This is a genomic window from Chitinophaga silvatica (genome assembly GCF_003419895.1).
Lineage (GTDB): Bacteria > Bacteroidota > Bacteroidia > Chitinophagales > Chitinophagaceae > Chitinophaga > Chitinophaga silvatica.
In genome coordinates this window covers 618,729-644,046 of sequence record NZ_QPMM01000002.1, presented here as the reverse complement: position 1 = coordinate 644,046, position 25,318 = coordinate 618,729, and the positions used below count along the sequence as shown (strand labels likewise).

Genomic DNA, 25,318 nt, shown 5'->3' with positions numbered 1-25,318 from the left:
TGTTTTCGTTTTCAAAATCATAAATAATTGATTTTGAAATTAAAAAGAATAAAATATTATTATATATAAAAACAAATGAACATTTTCCTTAACAGATAAGGAAATACGGGTTAAGAATTCATGACCTAATTGTTATGTTGATTCTTTTGCTTCTTGTAGGGTAGATTAGAAAACAAAACCGGATTAACATAGGTAATGCTCAGAATTTTAAATTATTGGGTAGTTAATTTAAGCTGTTGGTTTGAATTAGTATTAATAATGTTTAATAAGTTAGATCAATATGGTTGACTGTTTAAAAATATTATAAAAGACTGAAATACTATGGATTAATTTAATCCTTGATAAGAATTTTATCTCAAAAATTCATCCCAAAAAATTAGTCTATCTTTTTTATAGGATTTATGTATTTTTGTCGATGAAACGATGAAAGTTGTTTCGCTGGCACCTATCAATCAATCGTATCGAAATGACAGACATTACCACCGCACTGGTCAACAAACCGGTTGAGGAAGCCATCAGCTACCTGCTGGAACAATATCCCGGAGGCGTTGCCTTTTCTACCTCTTTTGGCCAGGAAGACCAGGTAATATCAGATATTATCTGGCGCAATCACTTACCGGTAAAAGTATTCACCCTTGATACTGGCCGACTATTTCAGGAAACTTACGATGTAATGGACCTGACAATGGCCCGTTACAACCAGCCTATTGCCGTGTATTACCCTGAAACTGCTGCAGTTGAAAAGCTGGTATCAGAAAAAGGCCCAAACAGCTTTTATGAATCCGTTGAAAATCGTAAAGAGTGTTGTGGCATCAGAAAAATTGTACCCTTAAACAGAGCCCTGGAAGGCGTAAAAGTCTGGATCACCGGTCTACGAGCCGAACAATCCGAAAACCGCCAGGGAATGGAAATCCTGGAATGGGATGCCCAAAAACGATTATATAAGTATAATCCGTTGATCCATTGGGGTTACGACGAAGTATTAGCTTATCTCAAAGAACATAAAGTTCCTTACAACAAGCTGCACGACAAAGGCTTTATCAGCATTGGCTGTGCTCCTTGTACCCGTGCTATTGAAGCCGGCGAACATCCTCGCTCCGGCCGCTGGTGGTGGGAACAATCTCATAAAGAGTGTGGCCTCCACGGTTAATTTTCATTTGCGTTAAATCAATATAGTCTATGACTAATAAAATAAATTGGGAATTCCCACAAGCATTGGAAGATGAAGCTATTTATATCCTTCGTGAAACCGTTGCTCAATTCGAGAAACCTGTGCTGCTTTTCTCAGGCGGAAAAGATTCTATTACCCTTGTGAGACTTGCTCAAAAAGCCTTCTATCCGGGAAAAATTCCTTTCGCTTTACTACACGTAGATACAGGCCATAACTTCCCGGAAACAATCGCCTTCCGCGATTGGCTGGTAAATACACTCGGCCTCGATATCATCGTTAGAAATGTACAAGACAGCATTGATCAGGGAAAAGTGCAGGAAGAAACCGGTAAATATGCCAGTCGTAATGCCTTACAAACCGTGACCCTCCTCGATGCTATTGAAGAAGGTAAATTCGATGCCTGCATCGGCGGTGCAAGACGCGACGAAGAAAAAGCCCGTGCAAAAGAAAGAATTTTCAGCGTACGCGACGAATTCGGCCAATGGAACGCTAAAATGCAAAGACCTGAACTGTTCGATATCCTCAACGGTAAAATTAATATAGGCGAAAACGTAAGAGTATTCCCAATTTCTAACTGGACAGAACTGGATGTCTGGAATTATATCGTCAGAGAAAAACTGGAAATTCCTTCCATCTACTTCTCTCACGAAAGAGAAATTATTGAAAGAGATGGTTTATACTGGCCATATTCTTCTTTCCTCAATACAACAGCCGACGAAGTTCCTTTCCTCAGTAAAGTACGTTTCCGTACTGTAGGGGATATGACCTGTACTGCTGCTGTTCTCTCTGAAGCAGATAAACTGGAAGATATCATTGCTGAAATCATGGAAGCAAAAATATCTGAACGTGGAGCCAGAATCGATGACAAACGCTCTGAAGCTGCCATGGAGAAAAGAAAACAAGCAGGATATTTCTAATTCAACATTCATTCAAAAACCAAAAATATATGGAGGTTTTACGTATAGCCACCTCAGGAAGTGTAGATGATGGAAAAAGCACGCTGATCGGTCGATTACTCTACGATACCAACTCAATCCCCCAGGATAAAATGGAAGCCTTACATGCTGCCAGCAAACGTAAAGGACTCGATTTCACCGACCTGTCGCTGCTCACCGACGGACTGGTTGCTGAAAGAGAACAAGGTATCACTATCGATGTGGCTAACATTTACTTTTCTACTCCTACCCGCAAATATATCATAGCAGATACTCCCGGACATATCGAATATACCCGTAACATGGTTACCGGTGCTTCCAATGCCCAGGTATCACTGATTCTTATTGATGCACGTAAAGGAATTGTGGAACAAACACATCGCCACTTCTTTATCGCTAACCTGCTGCGTATTCCTTATCTGGTAGTTTGCGTTAATAAAATGGACCTGGTAGATTACAACCAGGCACGTTTCAACCAGATAGTGGAAGACTTCCAGCAAATGCTCGATAATGCCAGCTTTAAAGGCCAGGCAGTACAGTTTATTCCAATCTCCTCTTTATACGGCGAAAACGTTGCATCACATAACGGAGCAATAGACTGGTATAACGGCCCTACCCTACTCGAATATCTCGAGGAAGTGTCGTTCGACCATGAAGATAAAAAGCACCCTGCAAGATTTCCGATTCAAAGCGTGATTCGTCCTCGTACTACTGAATATCACGATTTCAGAGGATTTGCCGGTAAAGTAGCCAGTGGCCATTTTAGTGTAGGCGATGAGGTAGTTTCACTGCCAAGCGGACAAAAAAGCAAGATCAAGACAATTGAGCAATTCGAAAAGCAATTGTCTGTTGCCCATACTAAAGAAAGTGTGGTAATCACACTGGAAGATGAGATTGATAGCAGCAGGGGTAATATGCTTGTAAAAGCAGATTCACCATCGGAGCAACTGAAAGAAATCGTTGCAGATGTTTGCTGGATGGATCAACAAAAATTAGTTGCTGGTAAAACTTATTTACTGCAACATGGCGTAAACAGGGTAAAGGCTAAAGTACAGCAAATCCAGTATGTTACCGATGTAACTACCCTTACAGAACACGCTGGTAAAACAGATATGGGCCTGAATGATATTGGTCGTATAACCATTAAAACCGCTGCTCCTATTTTTGCAGATAAATATGCAGAAAACCCGGCTAACGGAGCATTTATTCTAATAGACGAGTTTAATAACACTACCGTAGGCGTAGGGTTTGTAATATAACTTGTATTCACAACGAACAACAAAACACCCCGATCAGCGCAGGCAGATCGGGGTGTACTATTTTTATAGATATATTTTCTGTACTTAAATATTCTGCAACATATCGGCTGTCATTTTTTCGAGATCATATTCTGGCTTCCAACCCCAGTCTTTGCGTGCCAGGGTATCATCCATACTATCTGGCCAGCCATCAGCAATTTGTTGACGATAATCTGGTTCGTAGCTCAATTCAAAGGAAGGAATATGTTTTTTGATTTCTGCACCGATTTCTTTCGGAGAGAAGCTCATAGCAGAAAGATTGTAAGCAGAGCGAATAGAAATCTTCGCAGCATCGGCTTCCATCAGTTCAATAGTAGCTCTGATAGCATCAGGCATATACATCATTGGCAGATAGGTATTTTCTGACAGGAAGCTGGTATATTTCTGATTTTCTTTAGCCTCATGGAATATTTCAACAGCATAATCGGTAGTACCGCCACCAGGAGCAGATTTATAGCTGATCAGGCCAGGATAGCGCAAGCTACGTACATCTACCCCAAACCGGTGGTTATAATATTCGCACCAACGTTCTCCCGCAAATTTGCTGATACCGTAGATGGTAGTAGGTTCGATGATAGTATGCTGAGGTGTTTCCTTAGCAGGAGAATTTGGTCCGAATACCGCAATGGAGCTTGGCCAATAGATTTTGTCGAGATTTTCTTCCTTTGCAATATCCAATACGTTTAAGAGGCTTTGCATATTGATATGCCATGCCAGTAATGGATTTTTCTCACCGGTTGCAGAAAGGATTGCAGCCAATAAATAGATCTGGGTAATATTATGGCGGATCACCAGCACATGCAGCATTTCCTTGTTCATAACATCCAGCGACACATAAGGGCCGGTGCCTTTCAACAAATCATGTTCTTCTCTCAGGTCTGATGCTACCACGTTGGCATCGCCATACATCTTCCTCAATGCTAAGGTCAGTTCTACACCAATCTGGCCACATGCACCAATTACCAGGATCTTATCTTTCTTCATACAAAATTGAATTGTAAGCTATTTTAAAATTGGACCGTAATATTAAATGCTTCCAGGATATTTACGTTCAATGCTCTTCACAGCATGACAATGTCATAACAATGAAAGCAAAAGAGATGATGAATGAAGATAGGTAGATTACAATCTCATGACAAATATAGTTTTTTATAGGTTTAAAACGGGATCAAGCCCATGAAAAAGCCTTATCTTTGCCCCTTCTAATAAAGACCCATAAAAATGAAGCATTTAAAATCATTGTTCAAAGAGCAGTATAACCCGGAGAATTTCTTTCTTATTGCTGGTCCATGTGTGATTGAAGAGGAAGAAATATTGATGGAAGTTGCAGAAAAGGTAACGGCGATATGTAAACGCTTAGAGATTCCTTATATTTTTAAAGCTTCCTATCGTAAGGCCAACCGTACAAGTGTTCATTCTTTTACTGGTATAGGAGATGTAGAAGGATTAGAATTATTGAATAAAATTGGCAAGACCTTCCAGGTACCTGTCACTTCAGATATACATTCAGCTGCAGAAGCAGCGATGGCGGCAGCTTACGTAGATGTATTGCAGATCCCTGCATTCCTCTGCCGGCAGACAGATATTTTATTGGCGGCAGCGGAAACAGGTAAGGTTGTGAATGTAAAGAAGGGGCAGTTTCTGAGTGGAGAGTCGATGAAGTTTGCAGTAGAAAAAATTAAGGGAGCAGGTAATGATCATATCATGCTCACGGAGCGAGGCACTACATTTGGCTATCAGGATCTGGTGGTAGATTACCGCAATATTCCGATCATGAAGCAATTCGGAGAGCCGGTGGTAATGGATTGTACACACTCCCTGCAACAGCCGAATCAAACCAGTGGAGTTACCGGTGGTAATCCGCATATGATTACAACAATTGCCAAAGCAGCTATTGCCACAGGTGCTGATGGTTTATTCATAGAAACTCATCCCGATCCATCCAAGGCTAAGTCTGACGGCGCAAATATGCTACGTTTAGACTTGCTGGAAGAGCTGCTGGAGAAGCTGGTAGCTATCCGTAAAGTGGTTCGTTAGGTCAGGATTCCTTTTTTGCTGCTTTACGGTCTTTTATGTAAATTCATAGTGCACTAAATTCAGCTCACTATGATTAACATTCACGATTTAAAATCAGGTGATACCGTTATCACAAACTATGGAGGAGCAGAAAAGAAAGGAACCATTTTGCAGGTAGATCATTACGGAAATAAAGTGTTGGTATCAACCGGGGATGACAATGAATATTGGTATGATTTGGATAACCTGGTGACTATACATCTGACTCCTGCCACTTTATTGGATTTGCAGTTTCATAAAGACGAAGCTGCTTCAACAAAGGGAGGTGGTACCTTATATGTAAGGGGGCCTTTTTCCGTAAGGTGGTTTGAAGAAGGGCATAAACCTTTACTACAGTTACACTACAGGGATGAAACCCGTAGCCTGAACGACCCAATAACATTGAACGAGCTACAGAATCATTATCACGCGATGACTAATTTCCATCTGGAGTAAGAATAATTTCTCGCAAAGAAGCATAAGAAGCAAAGAGGCATAAGGATCGAAGCGAATGTTTTTAAGAATTGCTGATAAGTTTCAATTATAAATAGAAACCTATTGGCAGCCCTTAATACATTCGCTTCGATCCTTATGCCTCTTTGCTTCTTATGCTTCTTTGCGAGAAACTAGTGCTTATAAATAGCGTAGGGGGTTTCTTCTGGCGTTTTGGATATATGCTTTCATATTAACCCAAAATGCAAGAATCATGTAAACAATGAGGGGTGAACCCATTGTCAAAAAGGTGGCATAGATGAAAAAGAAGCGAATACGGGAGGATGCCACTCCTAGTTTTTCTCCAATAGCGGCACAAACACCGAACGCTTTCCATTCCACGAAATCTTTTATCCGGTTCATAGTTCAAATTTATCAAATTCTTCCTGATAAAACAAGAGCTCGCCGTTCCCTGTTTTATATACATAAGTATATGAATATCAATTATTTAAAAACCAATGATATATTATTTCAGTCGTTATACCCATAAAACAGGGAAGTTAGCTTTAATATGAAATTTTTCAATAATTTCTGAGGGGGGTATATTGAAGCTCTTTCCTTACCCTGAGAATCTTTCGGGGTACTTTAGAGGTACTAAAAGTTCCTGGTCAAATAATTATGTCTTAACTATTTAATTTAAAAACTTCATGTTTTTAGCTAATTTTGCAAGCAATTTTTAACCGCTCTTAAAATATTTTTTTTCCCATGGTGTTTGATATTGACATGATTAAAAAAGTGTATGCGGCACTACCGGGTAAAGTGGAAGCGACCCGTAAGATGCTGGGTCGTCCGTTGACACTTGCCGAGAAGATTTTGTACGCTCACCTGTATGCACCTACTACCACGCCCTACGAAAGAGGTAAATCCTATGTGGAATTTGCTCCCGATCGCGTAGCTATGCAGGATGCAACCGCCCAGATGGCATTGCTCCAGTTTATGACCTGCGGCCGTGATAAAGTTGCGGTTCCTTCTACTGTTCATTGTGACCACCTTATACAAGCAAAAGTTGGTGCAAAGCAAGACTTGGCAACAGCTATTGATACAAATAAAGAAGTTTACGATTTCCTTTCTTCTATTTCCGACAAATATGGTATTGGTTTCTGGAAACCAGGTGCTGGTATCATTCACCAGGTAGTACTGGAAAACTATGCATTCCCTGGCGGTATGATGATCGGAACCGACTCTCACACCCCTAATGCTGGTGGTTTGGGTATGGTGGCTATCGGAGTAGGTGGTGCTGATGCTGTAGACGTAATGGCAGGCTTACCATGGGAACTTAAAATGCCTAAACTTATCGGTGTTAAATTAACCGGTAAAATGAGCGGCTGGACTTCTGCAAAAGATATTATCCTGAAAGTGGCTGGTATCCTTACTGTAAAAGGTGGTACCGGTGCTATCGTTGAATACTTCGGTGAAGGTGCTGATAGCTTCAGCGCTACCGGTAAAGCTACTATTTGTAACATGGGTGCTGAAATTGGTGCTACCTGCTCAATTTTCGCTTATGACAGCAAAATGGCTGATTACCTGAAAATCACTGGTCGTACAGAAATCGCTGCTGCTGCCGATGTAGTAAAAGATCACCTGCGCCCGGATGCTGAAGTATATGCTGATCCTGCAAAATACTACGATCAACTGATCGAAATCAACCTGGACGAACTGGAACCATATGTAAATGGTCCGTTTACTCCGGATCTGGCATGGCCTATCTCTAAATTTGCTCAAGCAGTTAAAGAAAATAACTGGCCTGAGAAATTGGAAGTAGCATTGATCGGTTCCTGCACCAACTCTTCTTACGAAGATATTTCCCGTTCTGCATCATTAGCTCAACAAGCTATCGATAAAGGCCTGGAAATGAAATCTGAATACACTATCACTCCAGGTTCTGAACTAGTACGCTATACAATCGAAAGAGACGGTTTACTGAATACTTTCGATAAAGTTGGCGGTGTAGTACTGGCTAACGCTTGCGGACCTTGCATCGGTCAATGGGCTCGTCATATCGATGATCCTAACCGTAAAAACTCTATCATCACTTCTTTCAACCGTAACTTCGCTAAAAGAAATGATGGTTTAGCTTCTACTCACGCATTCGTTGCTTCTCCTGAAATTGTAACCGCTCTGGCTATCGCTGGTGACCTGACTTTCAACCCATTGAAAGATACCCTTACCAACAAAAATGGTGAGCAGGTTAAACTGGATGAACCTAAAGGTTTTGAACTGCCAGTTAATGGCTTCGCAGTAGAAGATGCCGGTTATCAGGCTCCTGCTGAAGATGGTAGCGGTGTTAAGGTAATCGTATCTGAAACTTCTGATCGTCTGCAATTACTGCAACCATTTAATGCCTGGGAAGGTACTGATCTGAAAGGTCTGAAACTCCTCATCAAAGCTAAAGGTAAATGTACCACTGACCATATCTCTATGGCTGGTCCATGGTTGAAATACCGCGGACACCTGGATAACATCTCTAACAACATGCTCATTGGCGCTGTAAATGCGTACAACGATAAAACTGATACCGTTAAAAATGCTTTAACCGGCGAATACGGTGCAGTTCCTGCTACTATGCGCGCTTATAAAGCTGCTGGTTTCGGTGCTGTTGTTGTGGGAGATGAAAACTACGGTGAAGGTTCTAGCCGCGAACACGCTGCAATGGAGCCTCGTCACCTAGGCGTTCGTGCAATCCTCGTTAAATCTTTCGCTCGTATTCACGAAACTAACCTGAAAAAACAAGGTATGTTAGCACTTACTTTCGCTAACAAAGAAGATTACGATAAGATCCAGGAAGATGATACTATCAACATCTTAGGTCTTACCTCCTTCGTTCCAGGAAGTCAACTGACTATCGAATTAGTACATAAAGACGGTTCTACAGAACAATTCCCTGTAAACCACACCTACAATGAACAGCAAATTGCATGGTTCAAAGCCGGTGGAGCACTGAATGTAATTCGTTCCGAATTTGCGAAAAAAGCATAATTGCTTTTGCTGCTCACAGCGTAACAAAGGTTTGTAAAGAATTAAAGGGAAGATAATTAAGGAAATTAATTTCTTTAATTATCTTCCCTTTTTCTTTTTGTTTCTTTCTCGCAAAGGCACAAAGATTAATATTAAGGCGCAAGGGATTTTTTTAAGATTTTTAAGGATTTCTCACAAAAGCACAATAGTTTTTTGAAATAGTTTGTTGCTCTAAAGATTATAAAAATGGATTGCATAAATAACATAATAAAAAAACTTTGCCCTTTTGCCTCCTTTGCAGCTCTGCGAGAAACAAACGTTAAACTAAAGTAGCTGGTATGTTAACTAACGAACTAAAAACATATTGGTTTCAGCTTCACCAGGCATGGACTTCCGACAAGGATTTTATTGAACAATCCTTCATTCAATTATTGACTGCTTATGCCCAAAAAAAGCGATATTATCACAATATAAGTCATATTCAAAGCATGTTCAGTAGCCTTAATCAATGCAGTCATGAAGTTGATGATGCAGAGATTATTGCCTTTTCGATTTTCTTCCACGATATTGTTTACGATGTAAAGAAATCAGATAACGAAGAAAAAAGCGCTGAAAAAGCAGAACTTCACCTACTTAAAATCGGATATCCAAATTCCAGAATAACTGCAGTAAGAGATTTTATTATTGCTACCAAAACACATATTAATTCAATTGGCAGCAAAGACCTGAATTACTTTCTGGATATGGATCTGCAAATATTAGGGGCCGATGAAGCTACGTATCGTGCCTATACTCAACAAATCAGAAAAGAGTATAGTATCTACCCTGATTTTCTTTATAAACCAGGTAGAAAAAAGGTACTTCATCATTTTCTTGAAAAACCTTTTATTTATCATACACCCGTTGGTAGAGCAGCTTTTGAAGAGAAAGCCAGAAAAAATATATCAACAGAAATAACCACCTTATAAGACATGAAAAGTATTGTTGTTTTTTGTGGATCCAGTGCCGGACATAACCCCGTTTATTTAGAACAGGCTACGGCTTTAGGCAACGCCCTGGCAAAACGTGGGCTTACCCTCGTTTATGGAGGAGCAAGAGTAGGATTAATGGGCGCAGTAGCTGATGGCAGCCTGCAGGCAAATGGTAAGGTAATTGGCGTACTGCCATATTTCCTGCAACGGAAAGAATTAGCCCATGATAATCTAACAGAGTTAATACTGGTAGATACCATGCATGAGCGGAAAACCAAAATGAATGAACTGAGCGATGCAGTAATTGCATTACCCGGTGGTTTTGGTACGATGGAAGAATTATTTGAAATGCTTACCTGGGGGCAATTAGGACTGCATGGAAAACCCATTGGCCTTCTGAATACCAATGGATTTTACGACTCCCTTATTCAGCTTTCTCATACTATGACGGAAAATGGTTTCCTTTCTGCTGAAAACCGGGATATGCTTTTATGTAGCGATAATATTGAAGATTTATTGTTAAAGTTGGAACAATATCAACCTCCCGTTAAAACCAAATGGATAACTCCTGAACGGAGCTAACTTTGTTTCATCTTCCATAGCGGCTGTTTCAGGGTAAAACGCTTTACAAGGCTAACCCTGAAATTCCCTGTTCCGAATGTCTGATAAGTATGTGGAACCGCCATACCACTGCGTATAGCCATCCCTACATAGTGTATACCTGCAAAATAACGATGAGAGTTATACCCAACAGAAGCCCTGACTGTATTACTGAATTGCAATCCAACATTATGTTTTATTGATCCATCCTCCAAAAAGAAGGTATTGGCATTACCGCCAAGTCCGGCTGTTAGGGAAAGAGATAAAAAGAAATGCTGTCGTACCACGAAAGTATGTGCATATCCAACATTGGCAGCCAGTGAAGATATGTTGGTCTTATAAAATCTAAGATCATGTAAAAACATTGTATCCTTCATATTGGAAGGAACTAGAGAAGAATCGCCCTTAATTCTGCCTAAAAACATTTCTCCACCCACAATCAAGGAGCCTGAACTTCTGCGCTGGTATTCATTCTGCAGATTTGGTGCTCTGTAAGAGAACCGTTTGTCATTAAATACATACTGCACATTTAGTCCGAAATCCACATTCCTTAAATCAGGTCGCTGTGGGTAGGGGTTCAATTTAGCATACTCTTTTCCATAGACAACATCGGGATTGGCTATATAATAGCCTTTATAATACTGACCGTAAAAATCTACCACTATCTTACGCAGATAAATATGCGATTGTAAATCGAGATATTTGGTTTGGCCATATTTGTCGTTTTGCCGGTTTATGAAAGGCAGATTAAAGCCAAGATTTACCCCAATAAACCTGTAGTTTGCACCAAATCCTATATTAAAGGGGGTATTAGGGCGGTAAAGGATATCATTTTTCTCCTTTCGGTCTATTATATCGTATTTAGTATACTTCCTCGACCCATATAATCTGAATGTAATATCTTCGGTATGATCGGCTATATACGCCGAATCATTCTCAGTTTTAAACCATTTAAGAAGTTTCTTTTGCGCCTTTGCCTGCCCAATTGTTGTTATTCCTAATAAAAAACATATCCAGTAACGTTGACTCATAAAGTTGTAGGTTAGAAAAAAACTTGGATTAGTAACTAGGACGGAAGTTCAATTACTTCCAGTTGTTGAATGTTACCGGCATCTAGTTGAAAGCGTAATAGAGTTTTCACTTTATGCCAGCCTTGTTGCCCACAGGCCCCGGGGTTCATATGCAACAAATGCAATGCCGGGTCGGGTACTACTTTTAAAATATGTGAATGCCCGCTGATAAAGAGCTTAGTTGGTTCCTGCTGAATCAGTGCTTTTACTCCCGGGGCATATTTCCCCGGATACCCACCAATATGTATCATCATCACGGGTACATCTTCCACAGTAAAACGTAAGACTTCAGGATAACGTATACGAATATCTGCACCATCTACATTTCCGTATACCGCTCTAAAAGGTTTAAATCCTTCCAACTGGTCTGCCACCGCCAGATTACCAATATCTCCGGCATGCCAGATTTCATCTACCTCTTCAAAATACTTAAATACCTGTGGATGCAGATAACTGTGAGTATCTGACATCAATCCTATTTTTTTCAAATGAGATGCTATTTATTTTTATATTTTAGGGCTTATGCCAGATAACAACTCACAATATCCCACTGCCTGCCTGCTGATATGCTGCCCTGATAAGCCAGGAATTGTTGCAGGAGTGTCGCAGTTCCTATACCAATTAGGTGCAAATATACTAGATGCCAGTCAACACAGTACCGACCCCCGGGAAGGTTTATTTTTTATGCGAATGGAATTTCATTTGCCCAACATGGATAAAACGTTGCTGGAAGCAGAGTTCCAGGCAAAAGTTGCCACTCCGTTAAAAATGGATTGGCAAATCGATTACAGCGACCATCGGAAGAAAATGGCCATTATGGTTTCGGCATATGACCATTGCCTGCTGGAACTGCTTTGGAGATGGAAAAGTGGTGAATTAGCCGTAGATATCCCCCTGGTAATATCTAACCACCAAAGCCTGGAAAAGGAATGTAGCGCAATGGATATTCCTTTCCATTATATTCCGGTAACTGCATCAACTAAAAAAGAACAGGAAGAAAAGGCTATCAGATTACTGGAAGAGCAACAGGTCGACTTTACAGTATTGGCCAGGTATATGCAAATTCTATCATCCGATTTCGTACGTCGATTCCCTCAACGCATTATCAATATTCACCATTCATTTTTACCGGCATTTGCAGGAGCCAAACCTTATCAAAATGCCTATACGAGAGGAGTAAAATTAATTGGCGCAACAGCCCATTATGTAACAGATGAATTAGACGAAGGACCAATTATTGAGCAGGATGTAGCAAGAGTAAGTCATAAACATACCGTAGATGACCTGGTAATGCTGGGAAGAGATATAGAAAGACAAGTACTTACCCGTGCAGTGAAGGCACATATTAATAATCGCGTAATCCTCTTCGGAAACAAGACAATTGTTTTCTAGCGAGCGTTGCTCGCTTGTTGTTTCTCGCAAAGAGGCATAAGAAGCAAAGAGGCATAAGGATCGAAGCGAATATTTTTGTGGACTTCCAATAGATTCCAGTTAATGAAAGGAACTTATCAGAAGCTCTTAATAATATTCGCTTCGATCCTTATGCCTCTTTGCTTCTTATGCCTCTTTGCGAGAAACAAGCGAGCAACGCTCGCTATTTACGAATAAACTTCGCTAATTTCTTTCCAGAAACCGCATAAGACTCGGTGATACGCATACCTGTATCGAAGTCGAAGCCCATCATGCGGCCAGGTGCATTATCAATAGAAATTTTTGCTACTTCTTTTTTGGAGGCTGTTTCCACAATAGAAATATCAGCATCGATGTAGGAATTCTTTCTTACAACTCCAACATTGAAACCTGGTTCAATGAAGGTGGTATGAAATACCAGTGTATACTTAGCATTAGGAAAGCTTCCAGCCTTAATATCGCCATTATCATTAAACAGCTCATCAAATTTAGGCTCAAATCTGTCTTTTCTATCAGCAACCCAGGCTTTAGCCCAGGTATCACCTTTACCAGGTTCTTTGCTGTTTAATTCAGAAGTTCTTCTTTTTACATAAGCTTCTTCTGTTTCTTTACCAACATTCAAATTATCGTAGGTAAATTCAACATTCAATTCTTTCTGGTCTTGAAGAGAAGATAGGTCGCCGCTTTGTAATTTGATTTTTTGGGCATAAACGGAAGTTGACAAGGATGTTAGTAAAGCTAACATCAACAATTTGGGGAATCGTTGCATGACATATAAGTTTAAGGCGCAAATATATTAATTCTTGTAATAACTCTCAAAACCCATAATTTTTTTTAACTTAGAAAGATGCTATCCAAAGCGTTATATGAATACCTGCAACAGGAGAGCAAAGCAATCCTCCTGGCATATGAAGCGTTGCTAAAACATCCTTCTGATCCCAAAGCTATTCATGCACTCAGAGTATCTACCAAAAAACTTCGGGCTTTCTTTTCGTTGGCTAAACAATTACCAGGATACTCCTTTGGAACGAGTAAGCATCTTCATACCTTAAAACTGATCCAAAAAATAGGTGGGGCAGCCAGAGATATTCATTTACAGGAAATGCATCTCAAAAGCTATGAAAGAAAAGCCAAAACACGCTTTTCTCATGCACATTTATTATTAAATACAAGGCAAACTACTGCCATTGAAATGCTGACAGATACCCTTAAGCATGTAACCCTTAAAAAGATCAAAACACTGCCCGACAGGTTTCTCAAATCTATTCGGGATCTGGATAAAGATCGCGCACTGACCGATCTGACAAGATTTTTGGATCAACAACGAAAGAGTATTATCCTGCCTGCCAGTAATGCACATCATAAGATCTGGCACGAAGAAAGGAAAAAGGTAAAGTCCTTATATTATCAGTTAACCATTTTATCGGAGGTATTACCTTCGGGCTACGGTAGCAAAAAACTGATTGCAGAAATGTATAAAGGAGGTGAGATATTGGGGAAATGGCATGATACCAGTATGCTTTTACAGTATGTGAAACAGTTAGTATCCTGGTTAAAAAAGGAAAACATCAATCTACCTGTTAATACACACAAACTGGTATCACTTATTCAAACAGATGAAAAAGAACAATTGGCTTTAGCTTCAAAGCAATTACGAAAACTCTCGGTCAATCAGGCTGCTTCACCGCAATAAGCCATCACGATCTCAAAAACTAATGCAGCAGCTAGTTTAGCTGTACGTTTATCAACATCATAAGTTGGGTTCAACTCGGCAACATCAGCACTCACCACTTTACCACTGTTCAAAATCTGACGAAAAGCCTGTAACATAAGTCCATTTGGCATTATTCCGTTATAGGCAACAGCACTTACTCCCGGTGCAAAAGCCGCCGCAAAAACATCCATACAGGTTGTCAGATATACTTTATCTACCTGGCTCAAAAAATGTTGAATAGCTGCAAATAGTGTATCCTTATCGTTTAGTTGAAAAGCATCAGCTCCAACATAGGTTACATCTTCTTCCCCAGCAATATTGAATAACTGCCTGGTATTGCTGTTCTGCTGTATTCCCAATGCCAGATAGTGGAATAGCTGATTATCTCTTTTGCAATCCTGTGCCAGCTGCCAGAATCCGGTACCACTACTTGGGCCTTCAGCCTCAGGAATTCTGATATCAAAATGTGCATCAAAATTTATAAATCCAACTTCCTTTCCTTTAGCCCACTGCCTGATACCACTGGCATGACCATACGTAATTTCATGTCCGCCGCCCAGTAACACCGGAAAATAGCCAGCTTCAAGCAATGTTGCAACAGCATGGGCCAATACTTCCTGTGCATCTTCCAAAGCTTGCCCAACACATAAAATATCACCTGCATCCAGCAACATGGTTTGCTCAGGAAAATGAACCGGAAAGTTCGACAATACGCTTCTCAAAGCAGCCGGGCCATCTGCTGCGCCTACTCTTCCTTTATTCCTTCTAACACCTTCATCGCAGACAAATCCTAATAGTGCCACTCCTTTTTGTTTGGGAAGCAATGGAGGTAATGGCGACTGCAAAAGATTCGCAATCCTTACTACCTGGTGCCACCTCAGTTGTTCTGGTGCTGTGCCATCGATCCTGCCTGTCCATATCCCGGAGGCGGTAGCATTATAATTAGCTGCTGTTATCATATTAAACTGCCATTTTTCCAGACCATCGCTGGTTTCATTTTCCCTTGATAATAAAGTATATCCCGGTAATCGTTTGTTGGGTATGCTTGTAAATCCGCCTGGTATCCTGGTTGCAACCTACCAATATTATTAAATTGCAATGCTTTTGCTGCTCTGAATGTAAGTCCGGCCATCACTTCGGCAGTAGATAGTTTTTCTGCTGCACTCAATACAGCGGCTTGTATTAAGAGGTCGCCCATTGGAGCCGAGCCAGGATTCCAGTCACTTGCAATTGCCACACATGCTCCGGCATTTAATAGCTTTCTGGCTGGTGCATACCCCATTCCCAATCCCAGGGATGCACCGGGCAAAACTACTGCAACTGTATCTGCTTTTGCTAAAAATGTTATTTCCTGATCAGTACTTGCCTCGAGGTGATCGGCCGACACGGCGCCTAATTCTGTTGCGATCCTGGAACCACCGGCAGTAAATTGGTCTGCATGTACTGTTGCTGCAAATCCTTTCTGAATAGCCTGTTGCAAAAACCAGGTAGCCTCTTCGGGTGAGAAAGCCGTTTCTTCAACAAAAATATCTACTCGCTTTGTTAATTCTTCCAATTGAATTACTGGTAATAATTCTGTAACAATCCATTGGAGATATTCTTTGGTAGAGCCTTCAAAATCGCGGGGTTTCATATGAGCTGCCAGGCAGGTAGATACTAAAGTTGCTTTGGTGTGCATTCCCGCTTTCTGAATAGCTCTGAGCATTTTTAACTCTTCTTCCAGGTTAAGTCCATATCCGCTTTTAACTTCAATGGTAGTTACACCTTCCTGCAATTGTCTGTTAGCTCTTGCAACTGTATTTTCTGTGAGGTTAATAATATCTGCTGCTCTGGTTTTTGATACAGAATCCCAGATGCCGCCACCTGCACGTGCAATATCGAGATAGCTTTTACCTGCAATACGCATGGCATAATCACGGTTTCTATTCCCATCAAAGCAAATATGTGTATGACAATCGATGAAACCTGGCACTAATACCATTGGGGAGTCTATAAACGAAATTTCACAACCCGGATATTTTTGCTGCAACAGGTGGTATTCTCCAACTGCTATAATTTCGGCCCCTTCAACTACAATCCCTCCTTTTTCTATTACTTCCAGCTGTTCATCGTGTAATGTACCTTTCTCAGCGAGATTGGTAAGCGTAACTATCTGTGCAAAAGGTCCTATTAATGTTTTCATATACTGATTTTTTTTCACGCAAAGAGGCATAAGAAGCAGAGACGCAAAGGAATTTATTTGTGTGTTTAGAAATAAGATCTTCTATTCAAATACTCTGCTTCTCTGCTTCTTATGCCTCTTTGCGTGAAACTTATTAGTAAATATTTATTCCAAAGCGTTTTCCCCATTCCTGGGCTTTTTCATAACCTGCATCAGCATGTCTGAAAATTCCCATAGCCGGATCATTGAAAAGCACTCTTTTTAAACACTCAGCAGCCCTTTCTGTTCCATCTGCCAAAACAACCATACCGGCATGTTGAGAATATCCCATGCCTACTCCACCTCCATGATGGAATGATACCCAGGTAGCTCCGCCACCGGTATTAGACATAAGATTTAATAAAGTCCAGTCACTCACTGCATCAGAACCATCCTTCATTGCTTCAGTTTCGCGATTCGGTGAAGCAACAGAGCCACAGTCGAGGTGATCGCGGCCTATTACAATTGGGGCTTTCACTTTACCTGTTTTCACGAGATCGTTGAATATCAAGCCGGCCTTCTCTCTTTCTCCAAGTCCTAACCAGCAGATACGTGCAGGTAATCCCTGGAATGCGATCTTCTCTCTGGCCTGTTTCAGCCAGTTGATCAGGTGTGTATTCTCCGGAAATGCTTCGATCAATGCCTGATCAGTAGTATAAATATCTTCGGGATCGCCTGATAATGCTACCCAGCGGAATGGGCCTTTACCTTCACAGAAAAGTGGACGTATATAGGCAGGGGTAAATCCCGGGAAATTAAATGCATTGGGTTCTCCTCCTTCTCTTGCGAATTCGCGGAGATTATTGCCATAATCGAAGGTTACAGCACCTTTTTGCTGCATCTGCAACATGAAGCCAACATGGCGGGCCATGCTCTTTAACGACAACTCGCGATACCTTGAAGGGTCCAGTTTGCGTAATTCAGTGGCTTCAGTTAAAGTAAGCCCGTTTGGAATATAACCATTCAGCGGATCATGAGCTGATGTCTGGTCTGTGAGAATATCGGGAATAATATTGTCTTTCAACATTCTTTCCAGCATATCGCCGGCATCGCTAACTAAACCGATAGATAAGGCTTCCCCTTTCTCCTGAGCCGCTTTAGCCCATTGGATTGCTTCTTCATAAGAAGTAGTCATTCTATCGATATAGCGGGTATCCAATCGTTTTTGGATACGGGTAGGATCAATATCGGCACCAATAAACACTGCACCGGCCATTGTAGCTGCCAGTGGCTGAGCACCACCCATACCACCAATACCCGCAGTTACTAACAATTTACCTTTCAGACTACCATTGAAATGCTGACGTCCGCACTCCATAAATGTTTCATAGGTTCCCTGTAAAATACCTTGTGTACCTATGTAAATCCAGCTACCAGCGGTCATCTGGCCATACATCATGAGTCCTTTGGCTCTCAGTTCATTGAAATGTTCCCAGGTAGCCCATTTAGGTACCAGGTTACTATTGGCAATCATTACACGTGGCGCTTGCGGGTGAGTACGAACAATTCCAACCGGTTTTCCAGATTGTACTAACAGCGAATGATTATCGTCTAATTCCAGTAGTAATTCAATTATCTTTTGTAATGACTCCTTATTTCGGGCTGCCTGTCCGATACCGCCGTAAACAACCAGTTCGTCGGGGTTCTCAGCTACTTCGGCATCCAGGTTGTTCAATAGCATGCGAAGCGGGGCTTCAGTTTGCCATGATTTAGCATGAAGATTATTGCCACGAGGGGCTTTGTAATGCGGGTGAGCCGCGTATTTATTAATAAAGTCCAAACTGGTCATTGTATAATCCGTTTAAGTTAAGTTGATTGTTAAGAGCTGCTTCATTGGCTACACGAACAAGAGACTGATCTTTGATAATTTCATACAATGCTGCGATATCATTGGCGAAAATTCTGTCTTTATCCGCAAAAGCAACTTTTTCTCTGGTGTATTGATGCACTGCTTCCAACACCGGGCCCGATTTAAGCGGGCGGCGGAAATCTACTGCCTGAGCGGCATACAGCAACTCTATAGCTAATATGTATTCCACATTTCCGATCACCTGGTTTAATTTTCTTCCGCTGATAGAACCCATGGAAACATGATCTTCCTGACCAAGGGAAGTTGGTATGCTATCGGCACTTGCCGGGAAACAAAGTGTTTTGTTTTCTGTAACCAATGCGGCGGTGGTATATTGCGGGATCATGAAACCTGAATTCAACCCTGCATCCTGAATCAGGAGTTTAGGTAATCCATACCGGCCTTCAATCATCATATAGCAACGGCGATCAGAGATATTTCCCAATTCGGCAGCAGCAACGGTAGCATAGTCTAAAGGCAGGGCCATTGGCTGTCCGTGGAAGTTTCCTCCACTAATGGTATCGGTGGCTGAGAAGATAATCGGATTATCGGTTACGGAGTTCAGCTCAATATTGGTTAGCTCAGTGAGATGCAGCCATGCGGTGCGGGATGCACCATGCACCTGTGGCATACAACGCAATGAATAAGGGTCTTGCACCCTGTCACAATCGATATGCGACACCATGATTTCAGAATGGTCCAGCATCGTTTTGAGTCGATGTGCCACAAGCTGATTTCCGGGGAAAGGACGAATATTATGTAAGCGTGGATCGAATGGTTTTGCAGTTCCCATCAGGCCTTCGAGCGATAAAGCCCCAACAATATCAGCTGCTTCCAACAGATTGTATAAGCGCTGTACGGCTTTTACTGCGAAGGAGAGAATAAACTGGGTACCATTAATTAGAGCCAGGCCTTCTTTAGGGCCTAATACAACAGGTTTAATACCTTCTTGTTGCATCATGGCAGCTGTATCGGTTTCCTGGCCTTTGTACCAAACCTTACCCAGGCCAATTAAAGGCAGGAAGAGGTGAGATAATGGAGCCAGGTCGCCCGATGCGCCAACAGATCCTTTTTCAGGCACCAATGGAGTGACCTTATGATCTATATGCCAGATGATACGTTCGAGCGTTGATAAAGCGGCTCCTGAATATCCCTGGGCCAGTGCATGTACTTTAGTAACAAGCATGATACGGGCAATTTCTTCAGGGATAGGGTTTCCGACACCGACGCTATGGCTTTGAAGGATATTATATTGGAGTGCGCGGGTATCTTCTTCTGAGATTTTGGTATCGCAAAGCGGACCAAATCCGGTGTTGATGCCATATACAGTGGTATGCTGGGAAACAATCGTTTGTACATAACCGTAGCTGGCCTGCACCCGTTCAATTACTTCAGGTGTAAGAACGCCTTTGATCTTACCGGCAGCAATATCTATTGCCAGGGGAACGGTAAGCTGGTCGATTCCATATTTAAATATATTACTCATTGTTTTGGTGTATTTATAGTTGTTCTTTTATCCTTTCAGATAAAGGTTTCGATTGTACTGATTGTTCGATTTGGGCAATGGCAGCAAGTACTTGCTGGCTCTGCTTGTTGGTAGAAACCAATTCATCCATGGCAGCTGTGATGGCTGTCCAGATAGGTTGTATCTGATGCAGCATTTCTTCTCCTTTTTTTGAAAAAGCTACTAGTTGTCGTCTGCCATCTTCTTTGCAGGGAGTAGCTTTAACAAGTCCTTTCTTTTTCAGGTTGGTGATCATCTGGCTGACAGCGGAGTGGGATATTTCCAGTTGTTCAGCCATTTCAATCAATGAAATGGGCTGATGTTGCGATAATAAATAGAACACCGGAAACCAGCTGGCATCGAAGGGGATGCCTTTTTGTTCGTAAACTTTATTTACTTCCATGAGGAAATATTCGCTGAGGCGGCGCAGGCGGCTGCCAAATACCAGATAGCCTAATGATGGGTAAAACGACATGCTATGGTTATTAAACTATTACCAGTCAATAATTTCGTGCTTAATCATCAAACTATATAAGCACTTATACAATGTAAATGTATGAAATTTATATAAGCACTTATATATTTTACAAAAAGAAAAACGAATCAAATAACATTTAATTCGTTAAACTGCCGCTGGGGCTATTCTTCTTTTCTCTTTTTGATATCGAACCAAACAGGGGAAGTATCGGTCACATCACCATTATAGTTGATGGTAAGCTCTTCACCTTTTTTAATATCCCGACGGGTAATAATGCTCATGGTTTCGGCATCAAAGTCCATTTCATACTCACAATTAGGGTTATAATCATGATTATAGATAGAGCAATACCCCAGTGCAATGCAGGAACGTGTTTCTCTTACGCCCCAAAGGAAGATGTAGTTATGGAGTTTTGTTTTGTCTGCAATTGCGGTATCATCGTTAGAGAGGACAAGTACAGGAGAGGTTTCGATTCTGGTGCCTGCAGGAATTTTATCCTTTGTAAAAACACCTCTGCCTCGTCCTTTAGACTTATCAATGTACAAGTATGGCTTTATCATAGCGCTATTTCAAATAAAAGAAAGACGTAAAGTAAAGTTAAACCAATAAGTTATCAAAATCACAATCAAAAATTTTAGGTTTGCGACCCGAAAAATATTTTTTTTGCGGCATCATCAACCCAGATATATGATTAATTATAATCCAAAAGAGTGGTTCACCTTTATTTTCCGTATTCACAAAGCTGATACTGTACGCAAGCTATTCCCTATGTTCATTGCATTATCCATCTATTCAGCCCTTATAGCCTGGCTGGAGCTGGAAGTATGGAAACTATCTGCCAACAGCGAGATTAAAAATATTTCCCTGATGCATGGACTACTGGGCTTTGTAATTTCCCTGTTACTTGTATTTCGCACCAATACGGCATATGACCGCTGGTGGGAAGGCAGGAGGCAGTGGGGCACCCTGGTAAACAGTAGCCGTAATCTGGCTATGAAACTGCAAGCCATGCTTCCTGGTACCAATACAGAAGCAAGAGCGTATTTCAAGGTAATGATCCCCAATTATGCTTTTGCCTTGAAAAATCATCTGCGCAAGACCTTTAACCCGGATGAATTTCAGCCGGTTCCGGGAGAAGGACCAGTATCTTTGGACCCTGAGAAACATATTCCTAATCAGCTGGCCCAGCAATTGATGAATAAAACGATGGAATTATATAGAAAAAATCAATTAACCGGAGAGCAATTAATTGTGTTGAATAATGAGCTACAATCCTTCACGGAGGTTTGCGGGGCTTGTGAACGCATTAAAAATACTCCTATTCCCTTTTCTTATAGCGTGTTTATAAAGAAGTTTATTTTTTTCTATATCATGACCATGCCCTTCGGATATGTCTTTAGTTTAGGTTATCTAATTATACCGATGGTAGTGTTTATTTTCTTTGTACTGGCGAGTCTTGAGCTGATTGCCGAGGAAATAGAAGATCCCTTCGGCAAGGATGCAAACGACTTACCAGTGGATACTATGAGCAACAATATCAGGTTGCATGTATCAGAATTATTATAGGAAGAGGTTCGACAGGAGCCTATTTTAAGTTAATTTCGCAGTCAGAGGCAATTGTACATGGAAAATGAAGCTTTACTGGAAAGATTCCGGACCCTGGTTAAAGAAAAGAATTATCGTGAATTGTCGGTGTATCTGGATGACCAGTTGATCACGGATATAGCCGAATTAATTCACGAAGAGCCGGACGATGCCGGCATCATCATCAATAATTTGTCGATCAGCCGGGCGGCTGCGGCTTTTCGTATCCTCGATTTTCCACTACAGGAAGATGTCATTAAAGCCCTGACACCCTCCAAAGTTGCAGAATTGATGAATGAGCTTCCAGCGGATGACCGTACCGCCTTCCTGGAAGAACTGCCAAGTGAAGTGGTAAAAGAGCTGATTAAACTGTTAGACCCCGAAGAAAGACGAATTACCCTCTCCCTTTTAGGTTATAAGGAAAACAGTGTGGGTCGTATTATGACCCCCGACTATATCGCTGTCCGTGAAGAATGGACGGTGAAACAGGTACTGAACTTTATCCGTGAATATGGGAAAGACAGTGAGACCATTGATGTTATTTATGTTATTGATGAGAAAGGGATTTTGCTGGATGACTTCCGAATCAGGGAATTCCTTCTGGTATCGCCGGATACCGTAGTGCATACCCTGATGGATGACCGTTTCGTATCACTACATGCCAGCGACGACCAGGAAGAAGCTATTCAGGTGTTCAGAATGGAAAACCGCGTCGCTTTACCTGTGGTAGACGACAATGGCATATTACTGGGTATTGTGACCATCGATGATATGTTATGGATTGCCAACGAAGAACACACAGAAGATATCCAGAAGATTGGTGGTACCGAGGCCCTGGATGAACCATACCTCGATATGCCCTTGCTCAAGCTGGTGAAGAAGCGTGTTGGCTGGCTGGTTGTTTTATTTATCGGAGAAATGCTTACTGCTACTGCTATGGGCTTTTTTGAAGATGAAATAGCTAAAGCGGTTGTACTGGCACTGTTTATTCCTCTAATCATCTCTTCAGGAGGAAACAGCGGATCACAGGCCTCCACCCTTATTATTCAGGCTATGGCACTGGGAGAAATCACAGTAGCCGATTGGTGGAGAGTCATGAGAAGGGAAATCATTTCAGGCATTTTATTAGGTAGTGTATTAGGGTCAATAGGTTTTATCAGAATACTAATCTGGAGCTCATTCTTCCATAGTTATGGAGATCATACTATCCTGATTGGCGCTACTGTTGGTGTTACCCTGATAGGCGTAGTTTTATGGGGAACCCTTTCCGGTTCCATGCTTCCGTTAATACTAAAGAAAATCGGAGCGGATCCGGCTACTTCCTCTGCCCCGTTTGTAGCTACCCTGGTGGATGTGACAGGGTTATTGATCTATTTTACAGTAGCTTATTCTTTCCTGAAAGGAACTTTATTATAAAATCATTCTCTCAAAAAATTATAGTTAAAAGCTGGCCTGTTTGGGTCAGCTTTTTTAGTAGTGAATGCAAACCAATTACCCTATTCTGCTTACTAACTACTCCATAATACACGAAAAAGGGCAAATAATGCCATAAATGTCATTCATCGTCATATACCTGCTTTCTATTGTCGAAACACCTGTCTATATCTCAATCATTTCCTTCCTGTTTCAATACGGTCTTTTTTTGTAATCAAAACTCTGATTAAACGCGAAAAGCATGAAAAAGAACTGTTTGCCCTTCTTCGGTACGAAATTGTATCGTGTCCTCTTATGTGGTTTGCTTTTAAGTAGCTTCGCAGCTTGCAAAAAAGATCCTGATAATTCGATCAATGCAGATTCCCCTCCTACTGTTTTTGAAAAAGGAGCAGCTGTTGGAGCCCCTATTACAAAATCCATAGGACCTGCTGGTGGTACTCTTGCAACTACTGATAATCGTATCACTGTAACCGTTCCTCCGGGTACTGTTACTGCTGCTACCCAGTTTAGCCTGCAACCTGTTAAATCCACACTCCCATTGAATGGTGATACTATTTGTTATCAATTACAACCTTCAAATGTAAAATTTGCAAAACCGGTTTCTATCCAATTTAAATATTCGGATCTGGATGTAGATGGTAGTCACCCGGAATTACTGGTTGTAGCATATCAGGATGAAGCTGGTTATTGGTTTGGTAAAGAATCTACCGTTCTTGACAGTATTCATAAAACCCTGACTGTAACGACTACCCACTTCAGTACCTGGGGAGTGTATCGTTCTTTCACACTAATGGCCGATCATACCTCTTTGAATGAAGGAGAAAAGGCTCAAGTGGGTATAAGAAAGGTTACAAGTGCGAAAGATATACCGGAAACAGATCAGGCATCGGATTATATAATGTTCCCTTTAATTGGGATTGAAGACTATAAAAAAACAAGTAATGTTTCAGGCTGGAAATTGCATGGTCTTGGTACTATGGCCGCTAATGGAGATAATGTGTCCGTGACATTGACCGCACCAAACAAACTGACCCGTAGCAGCACTTCTACTGTTGAAGTTACCCTTTCCAATCTTTTCGACAAAAAAGATCCTACCCGTCCGGGCAAAACAGGTAAGATGATCCTGTTAAAGGATATAAAACTTATTGCAGGGAAGTTCGATATGTACGTAGGTGGACTAAAGGTTAATCTTAAAGATGTTGCTATTAGTGGAAACAATCAGTCTTTTTATATTGCAGGCGAAACTGAAGATGGAAGCTTCCAGTTTACTATGGGAGGCGTAGGTGTAGGAAGTTATCCGTATGGCGATGTTGGAGCTACCGGTAAAGCATTTGGTTATTATGAATATAATGATGATGACCTTAACTTCTTATCTTCTAATAACATATGTAAGGCAGATGGTGGTGTAGAAAAAGTAGCATCCGCCGGTGCTGTAAACATAACGCGTTGGGGAAATGTAGGTGAACTGGTAACAGGAACCCTTGAAGCTACATTAATGAGACCAGATAGAAAAAAACCTATTCCTTGTCGTGTATTGGAAGAATTAAAAGTAAAGGCTGAATTTTCGATGAAACGAACACAATAATTTTGCACTGCTG

At 41.2% G+C, this 25,318-nt stretch carries 24 protein-coding genes; 13 read left to right on the top strand and 11 right to left on the bottom strand.

Translation table 11 applies throughout. The annotated features are described in order from the left end of the window. Positions 1-466: 466 nt before the first annotated feature. Genes DVR12_RS06995 through DVR12_RS06985 form a run of 3 tightly spaced genes read left to right on the top strand, consistent with a single transcriptional unit; the run spans position 467 to position 3,365 of the window. A complete protein-coding gene (locus tag DVR12_RS06995; protein WP_116974925.1) occupies positions 467-1,150 on the top strand; it encodes a phosphoadenylyl-sulfate reductase in 684 nt (227 codons plus the stop codon). Between the two features lie 29 nt (positions 1,151-1,179). Next, on the top strand, positions 1,180-2,088 hold the full coding sequence (cysD, locus tag DVR12_RS06990) for a sulfate adenylyltransferase subunit CysD (RefSeq protein WP_116974924.1): 909 nt from the start codon (positions 1,180-1,182) through the stop codon (positions 2,086-2,088). 29 nt (positions 2,089-2,117) lie between these two features. Beyond that, on the top strand, positions 2,118-3,365 hold the full coding sequence (locus DVR12_RS06985) for a sulfate adenylyltransferase subunit 1 (RefSeq protein WP_116974923.1): 1,248 nt from the start codon (positions 2,118-2,120) through the stop codon (positions 3,363-3,365). A gap of 84 nt (positions 3,366-3,449) precedes the next feature. On the opposite strand, the gene DVR12_RS06980 is transcribed toward DVR12_RS06985, so the two are convergent. Then, positions 3,450-4,388: an NAD-dependent epimerase/dehydratase family protein gene (locus DVR12_RS06980; RefSeq protein WP_116974922.1), complete on the bottom strand. Its 939-nt coding sequence runs from the start codon at positions 4,386-4,388 to the stop codon at positions 3,450-3,452. A 237-nt stretch (positions 4,389-4,625) separates the two neighbouring features. On the opposite strand from DVR12_RS06980, the gene kdsA reads away from it, so the two are divergent. Next, entirely contained in the window at positions 4,626-5,441 is an 816-nt protein-coding gene (gene kdsA / locus DVR12_RS06975; protein WP_116974921.1) for a 3-deoxy-8-phosphooctulonate synthase, read from the top strand. A gap of 69 nt (positions 5,442-5,510) precedes the next feature. Continuing rightward, on the top strand, positions 5,511-5,915 hold the full coding sequence (locus DVR12_RS06970; RefSeq protein ID WP_116974920.1) for a hypothetical protein: 405 nt from the start codon (positions 5,511-5,513) through the stop codon (positions 5,913-5,915). Positions 5,916-6,092: 177 nt separating this feature from the next. Here the strand turns inward: DVR12_RS06970 and DVR12_RS06965 are convergent, their stop codons facing one another. Continuing rightward, positions 6,093-6,314 carry a PspC domain-containing protein gene (locus tag DVR12_RS06965; protein WP_116974919.1) on the bottom strand — a complete coding sequence of 74 codons (222 nt, stop codon included), beginning with the start codon at positions 6,312-6,314 and terminating at the stop codon, positions 6,093-6,095. A 342-nt stretch (positions 6,315-6,656) separates the two neighbouring features. On the opposite strand from DVR12_RS06965, the gene DVR12_RS06960 reads away from it, so the two are divergent. The 3 genes from DVR12_RS06960 (at position 6,657) to DVR12_RS06950 (ending at position 10,459) form a co-directional block, all read left to right on the top strand. Then, entirely contained in the window at positions 6,657-8,927 is a 2,271-nt protein-coding gene (locus DVR12_RS06960; protein WP_116974918.1) for an aconitate hydratase, read from the top strand. Between the two features lie 317 nt (positions 8,928-9,244). Beyond that, on the top strand, positions 9,245-9,874 hold the full coding sequence (locus DVR12_RS06955) for an HD domain-containing protein (protein ID WP_116974917.1): 630 nt from the start codon (positions 9,245-9,247) through the stop codon (positions 9,872-9,874). Between the two features lie 3 nt (positions 9,875-9,877). Further along, entirely contained in the window at positions 9,878-10,459 is a 582-nt protein-coding gene (locus DVR12_RS06950) for an LOG family protein (RefSeq protein ID WP_116974916.1), read from the top strand. On the opposite strand, the gene DVR12_RS06945 is transcribed toward DVR12_RS06950, so the two are convergent. Together DVR12_RS06945 and DVR12_RS06940 are read right to left on the bottom strand one after the other, a co-directional pair. Next, positions 10,456-11,508: a DUF4421 domain-containing protein gene (locus DVR12_RS06945; RefSeq protein ID WP_116974915.1), complete on the bottom strand. Its 1,053-nt coding sequence runs from the start codon at positions 11,506-11,508 to the stop codon at positions 10,456-10,458. The genes DVR12_RS06950 and DVR12_RS06945 overlap by 4 nt on opposite strands. 35 nt (positions 11,509-11,543) lie before the next feature. After that, on the bottom strand, positions 11,544-12,017 hold the full coding sequence (locus DVR12_RS06940) for a metallophosphoesterase family protein (protein ID WP_262511918.1): 474 nt from the start codon (positions 12,015-12,017) through the stop codon (positions 11,544-11,546). A 52-nt stretch (positions 12,018-12,069) separates the two neighbouring features. Between DVR12_RS06940 and purU the strand changes: the two genes are divergently transcribed. Then, positions 12,070-12,939, top strand: a complete 870-nt coding sequence (gene purU, locus DVR12_RS06935) for a formyltetrahydrofolate deformylase (protein WP_116974913.1) — start codon at positions 12,070-12,072, stop codon at positions 12,937-12,939. 202 nt (positions 12,940-13,141) lie between these two features. Here purU and DVR12_RS06930 read toward each other — a convergent pair whose 3' ends face one another. Continuing rightward, positions 13,142-13,726 carry a hypothetical protein gene (locus DVR12_RS06930; RefSeq protein WP_116974912.1) on the bottom strand — a complete coding sequence of 195 codons (585 nt, stop codon included), beginning with the start codon at positions 13,724-13,726 and terminating at the stop codon, positions 13,142-13,144. 78 nt (positions 13,727-13,804) lie between these two features. Between DVR12_RS06930 and DVR12_RS06925 the strand changes: the two genes are divergently transcribed. Then, positions 13,805-14,650: a CHAD domain-containing protein gene (locus DVR12_RS06925; RefSeq protein WP_116974911.1), complete on the top strand. Its 846-nt coding sequence runs from the start codon at positions 13,805-13,807 to the stop codon at positions 14,648-14,650. Here DVR12_RS06925 and hutG read toward each other — a convergent pair. From hutG to DVR12_RS06895, 6 genes are all read right to left on the bottom strand, one after another. Beyond that, a complete protein-coding gene (gene hutG / locus DVR12_RS06920) occupies positions 14,629-15,630 on the bottom strand; it encodes a formimidoylglutamase (protein WP_116974910.1) in 1,002 nt (333 codons plus the stop codon). The two genes, DVR12_RS06925 and hutG, sit on opposite strands and share 22 nt — an antisense overlap. Beyond that, a complete protein-coding gene (gene hutI, locus DVR12_RS06915) occupies positions 15,627-16,853 on the bottom strand; it encodes an imidazolonepropionase (RefSeq protein ID WP_116974909.1) in 1,227 nt (408 codons plus the stop codon). Before hutI ends, hutG begins: the two co-directional genes overlap by 4 nt. Before the next feature lie 133 nt (positions 16,854-16,986). Then, a complete protein-coding gene (gene hutU, locus DVR12_RS06910) occupies positions 16,987-18,660 on the bottom strand; it encodes a urocanate hydratase (RefSeq protein ID WP_116974908.1) in 1,674 nt (557 codons plus the stop codon). Beyond that, the gene (hutH, locus tag DVR12_RS06905) at positions 18,638-20,206 is read right to left on the bottom strand and encodes a histidine ammonia-lyase (RefSeq protein WP_116974907.1); all 1,569 of its coding nucleotides are present in this window, start codon (positions 20,204-20,206) and stop codon (positions 18,638-18,640) included. The genes hutU and hutH overlap by 23 nt, the downstream gene beginning before the upstream one ends. A 13-nt stretch (positions 20,207-20,219) precedes the next feature. Continuing rightward, on the bottom strand, positions 20,220-20,699 hold the full coding sequence (locus tag DVR12_RS06900) for a MarR family winged helix-turn-helix transcriptional regulator (protein ID WP_116974906.1): 480 nt from the start codon (positions 20,697-20,699) through the stop codon (positions 20,220-20,222). 164 nt (positions 20,700-20,863) lie between these two features. Then, positions 20,864-21,262, bottom strand: a complete 399-nt coding sequence (locus DVR12_RS06895) for an SET domain-containing protein (RefSeq protein WP_116974905.1) — start codon at positions 21,260-21,262, stop codon at positions 20,864-20,866. A 127-nt stretch (positions 21,263-21,389) separates the two neighbouring features. Here DVR12_RS06895 and DVR12_RS06890 point away from each other — a divergent pair, with 127 nt between their 5' ends. From DVR12_RS06890 to DVR12_RS06880, 3 genes are all read left to right on the top strand, one after another. Beyond that, on the top strand, positions 21,390-22,268 hold the full coding sequence (locus tag DVR12_RS06890; protein ID WP_116974904.1) for a bestrophin family protein: 879 nt from the start codon (positions 21,390-21,392) through the stop codon (positions 22,266-22,268). Positions 22,269-22,325: 57 nt separating this feature from the next. Continuing rightward, on the top strand, positions 22,326-23,702 hold the full coding sequence (gene mgtE / locus DVR12_RS06885) for a magnesium transporter (protein ID WP_116974903.1): 1,377 nt from the start codon (positions 22,326-22,328) through the stop codon (positions 23,700-23,702). A 259-nt stretch (positions 23,703-23,961) separates the two neighbouring features. After that, positions 23,962-25,305 carry a hypothetical protein gene (locus DVR12_RS06880; protein ID WP_116974902.1) on the top strand — a complete coding sequence of 448 codons (1,344 nt, stop codon included), beginning with the start codon at positions 23,962-23,964 and terminating at the stop codon, positions 25,303-25,305. Positions 25,306-25,318 lie beyond the last annotated feature (13 nt).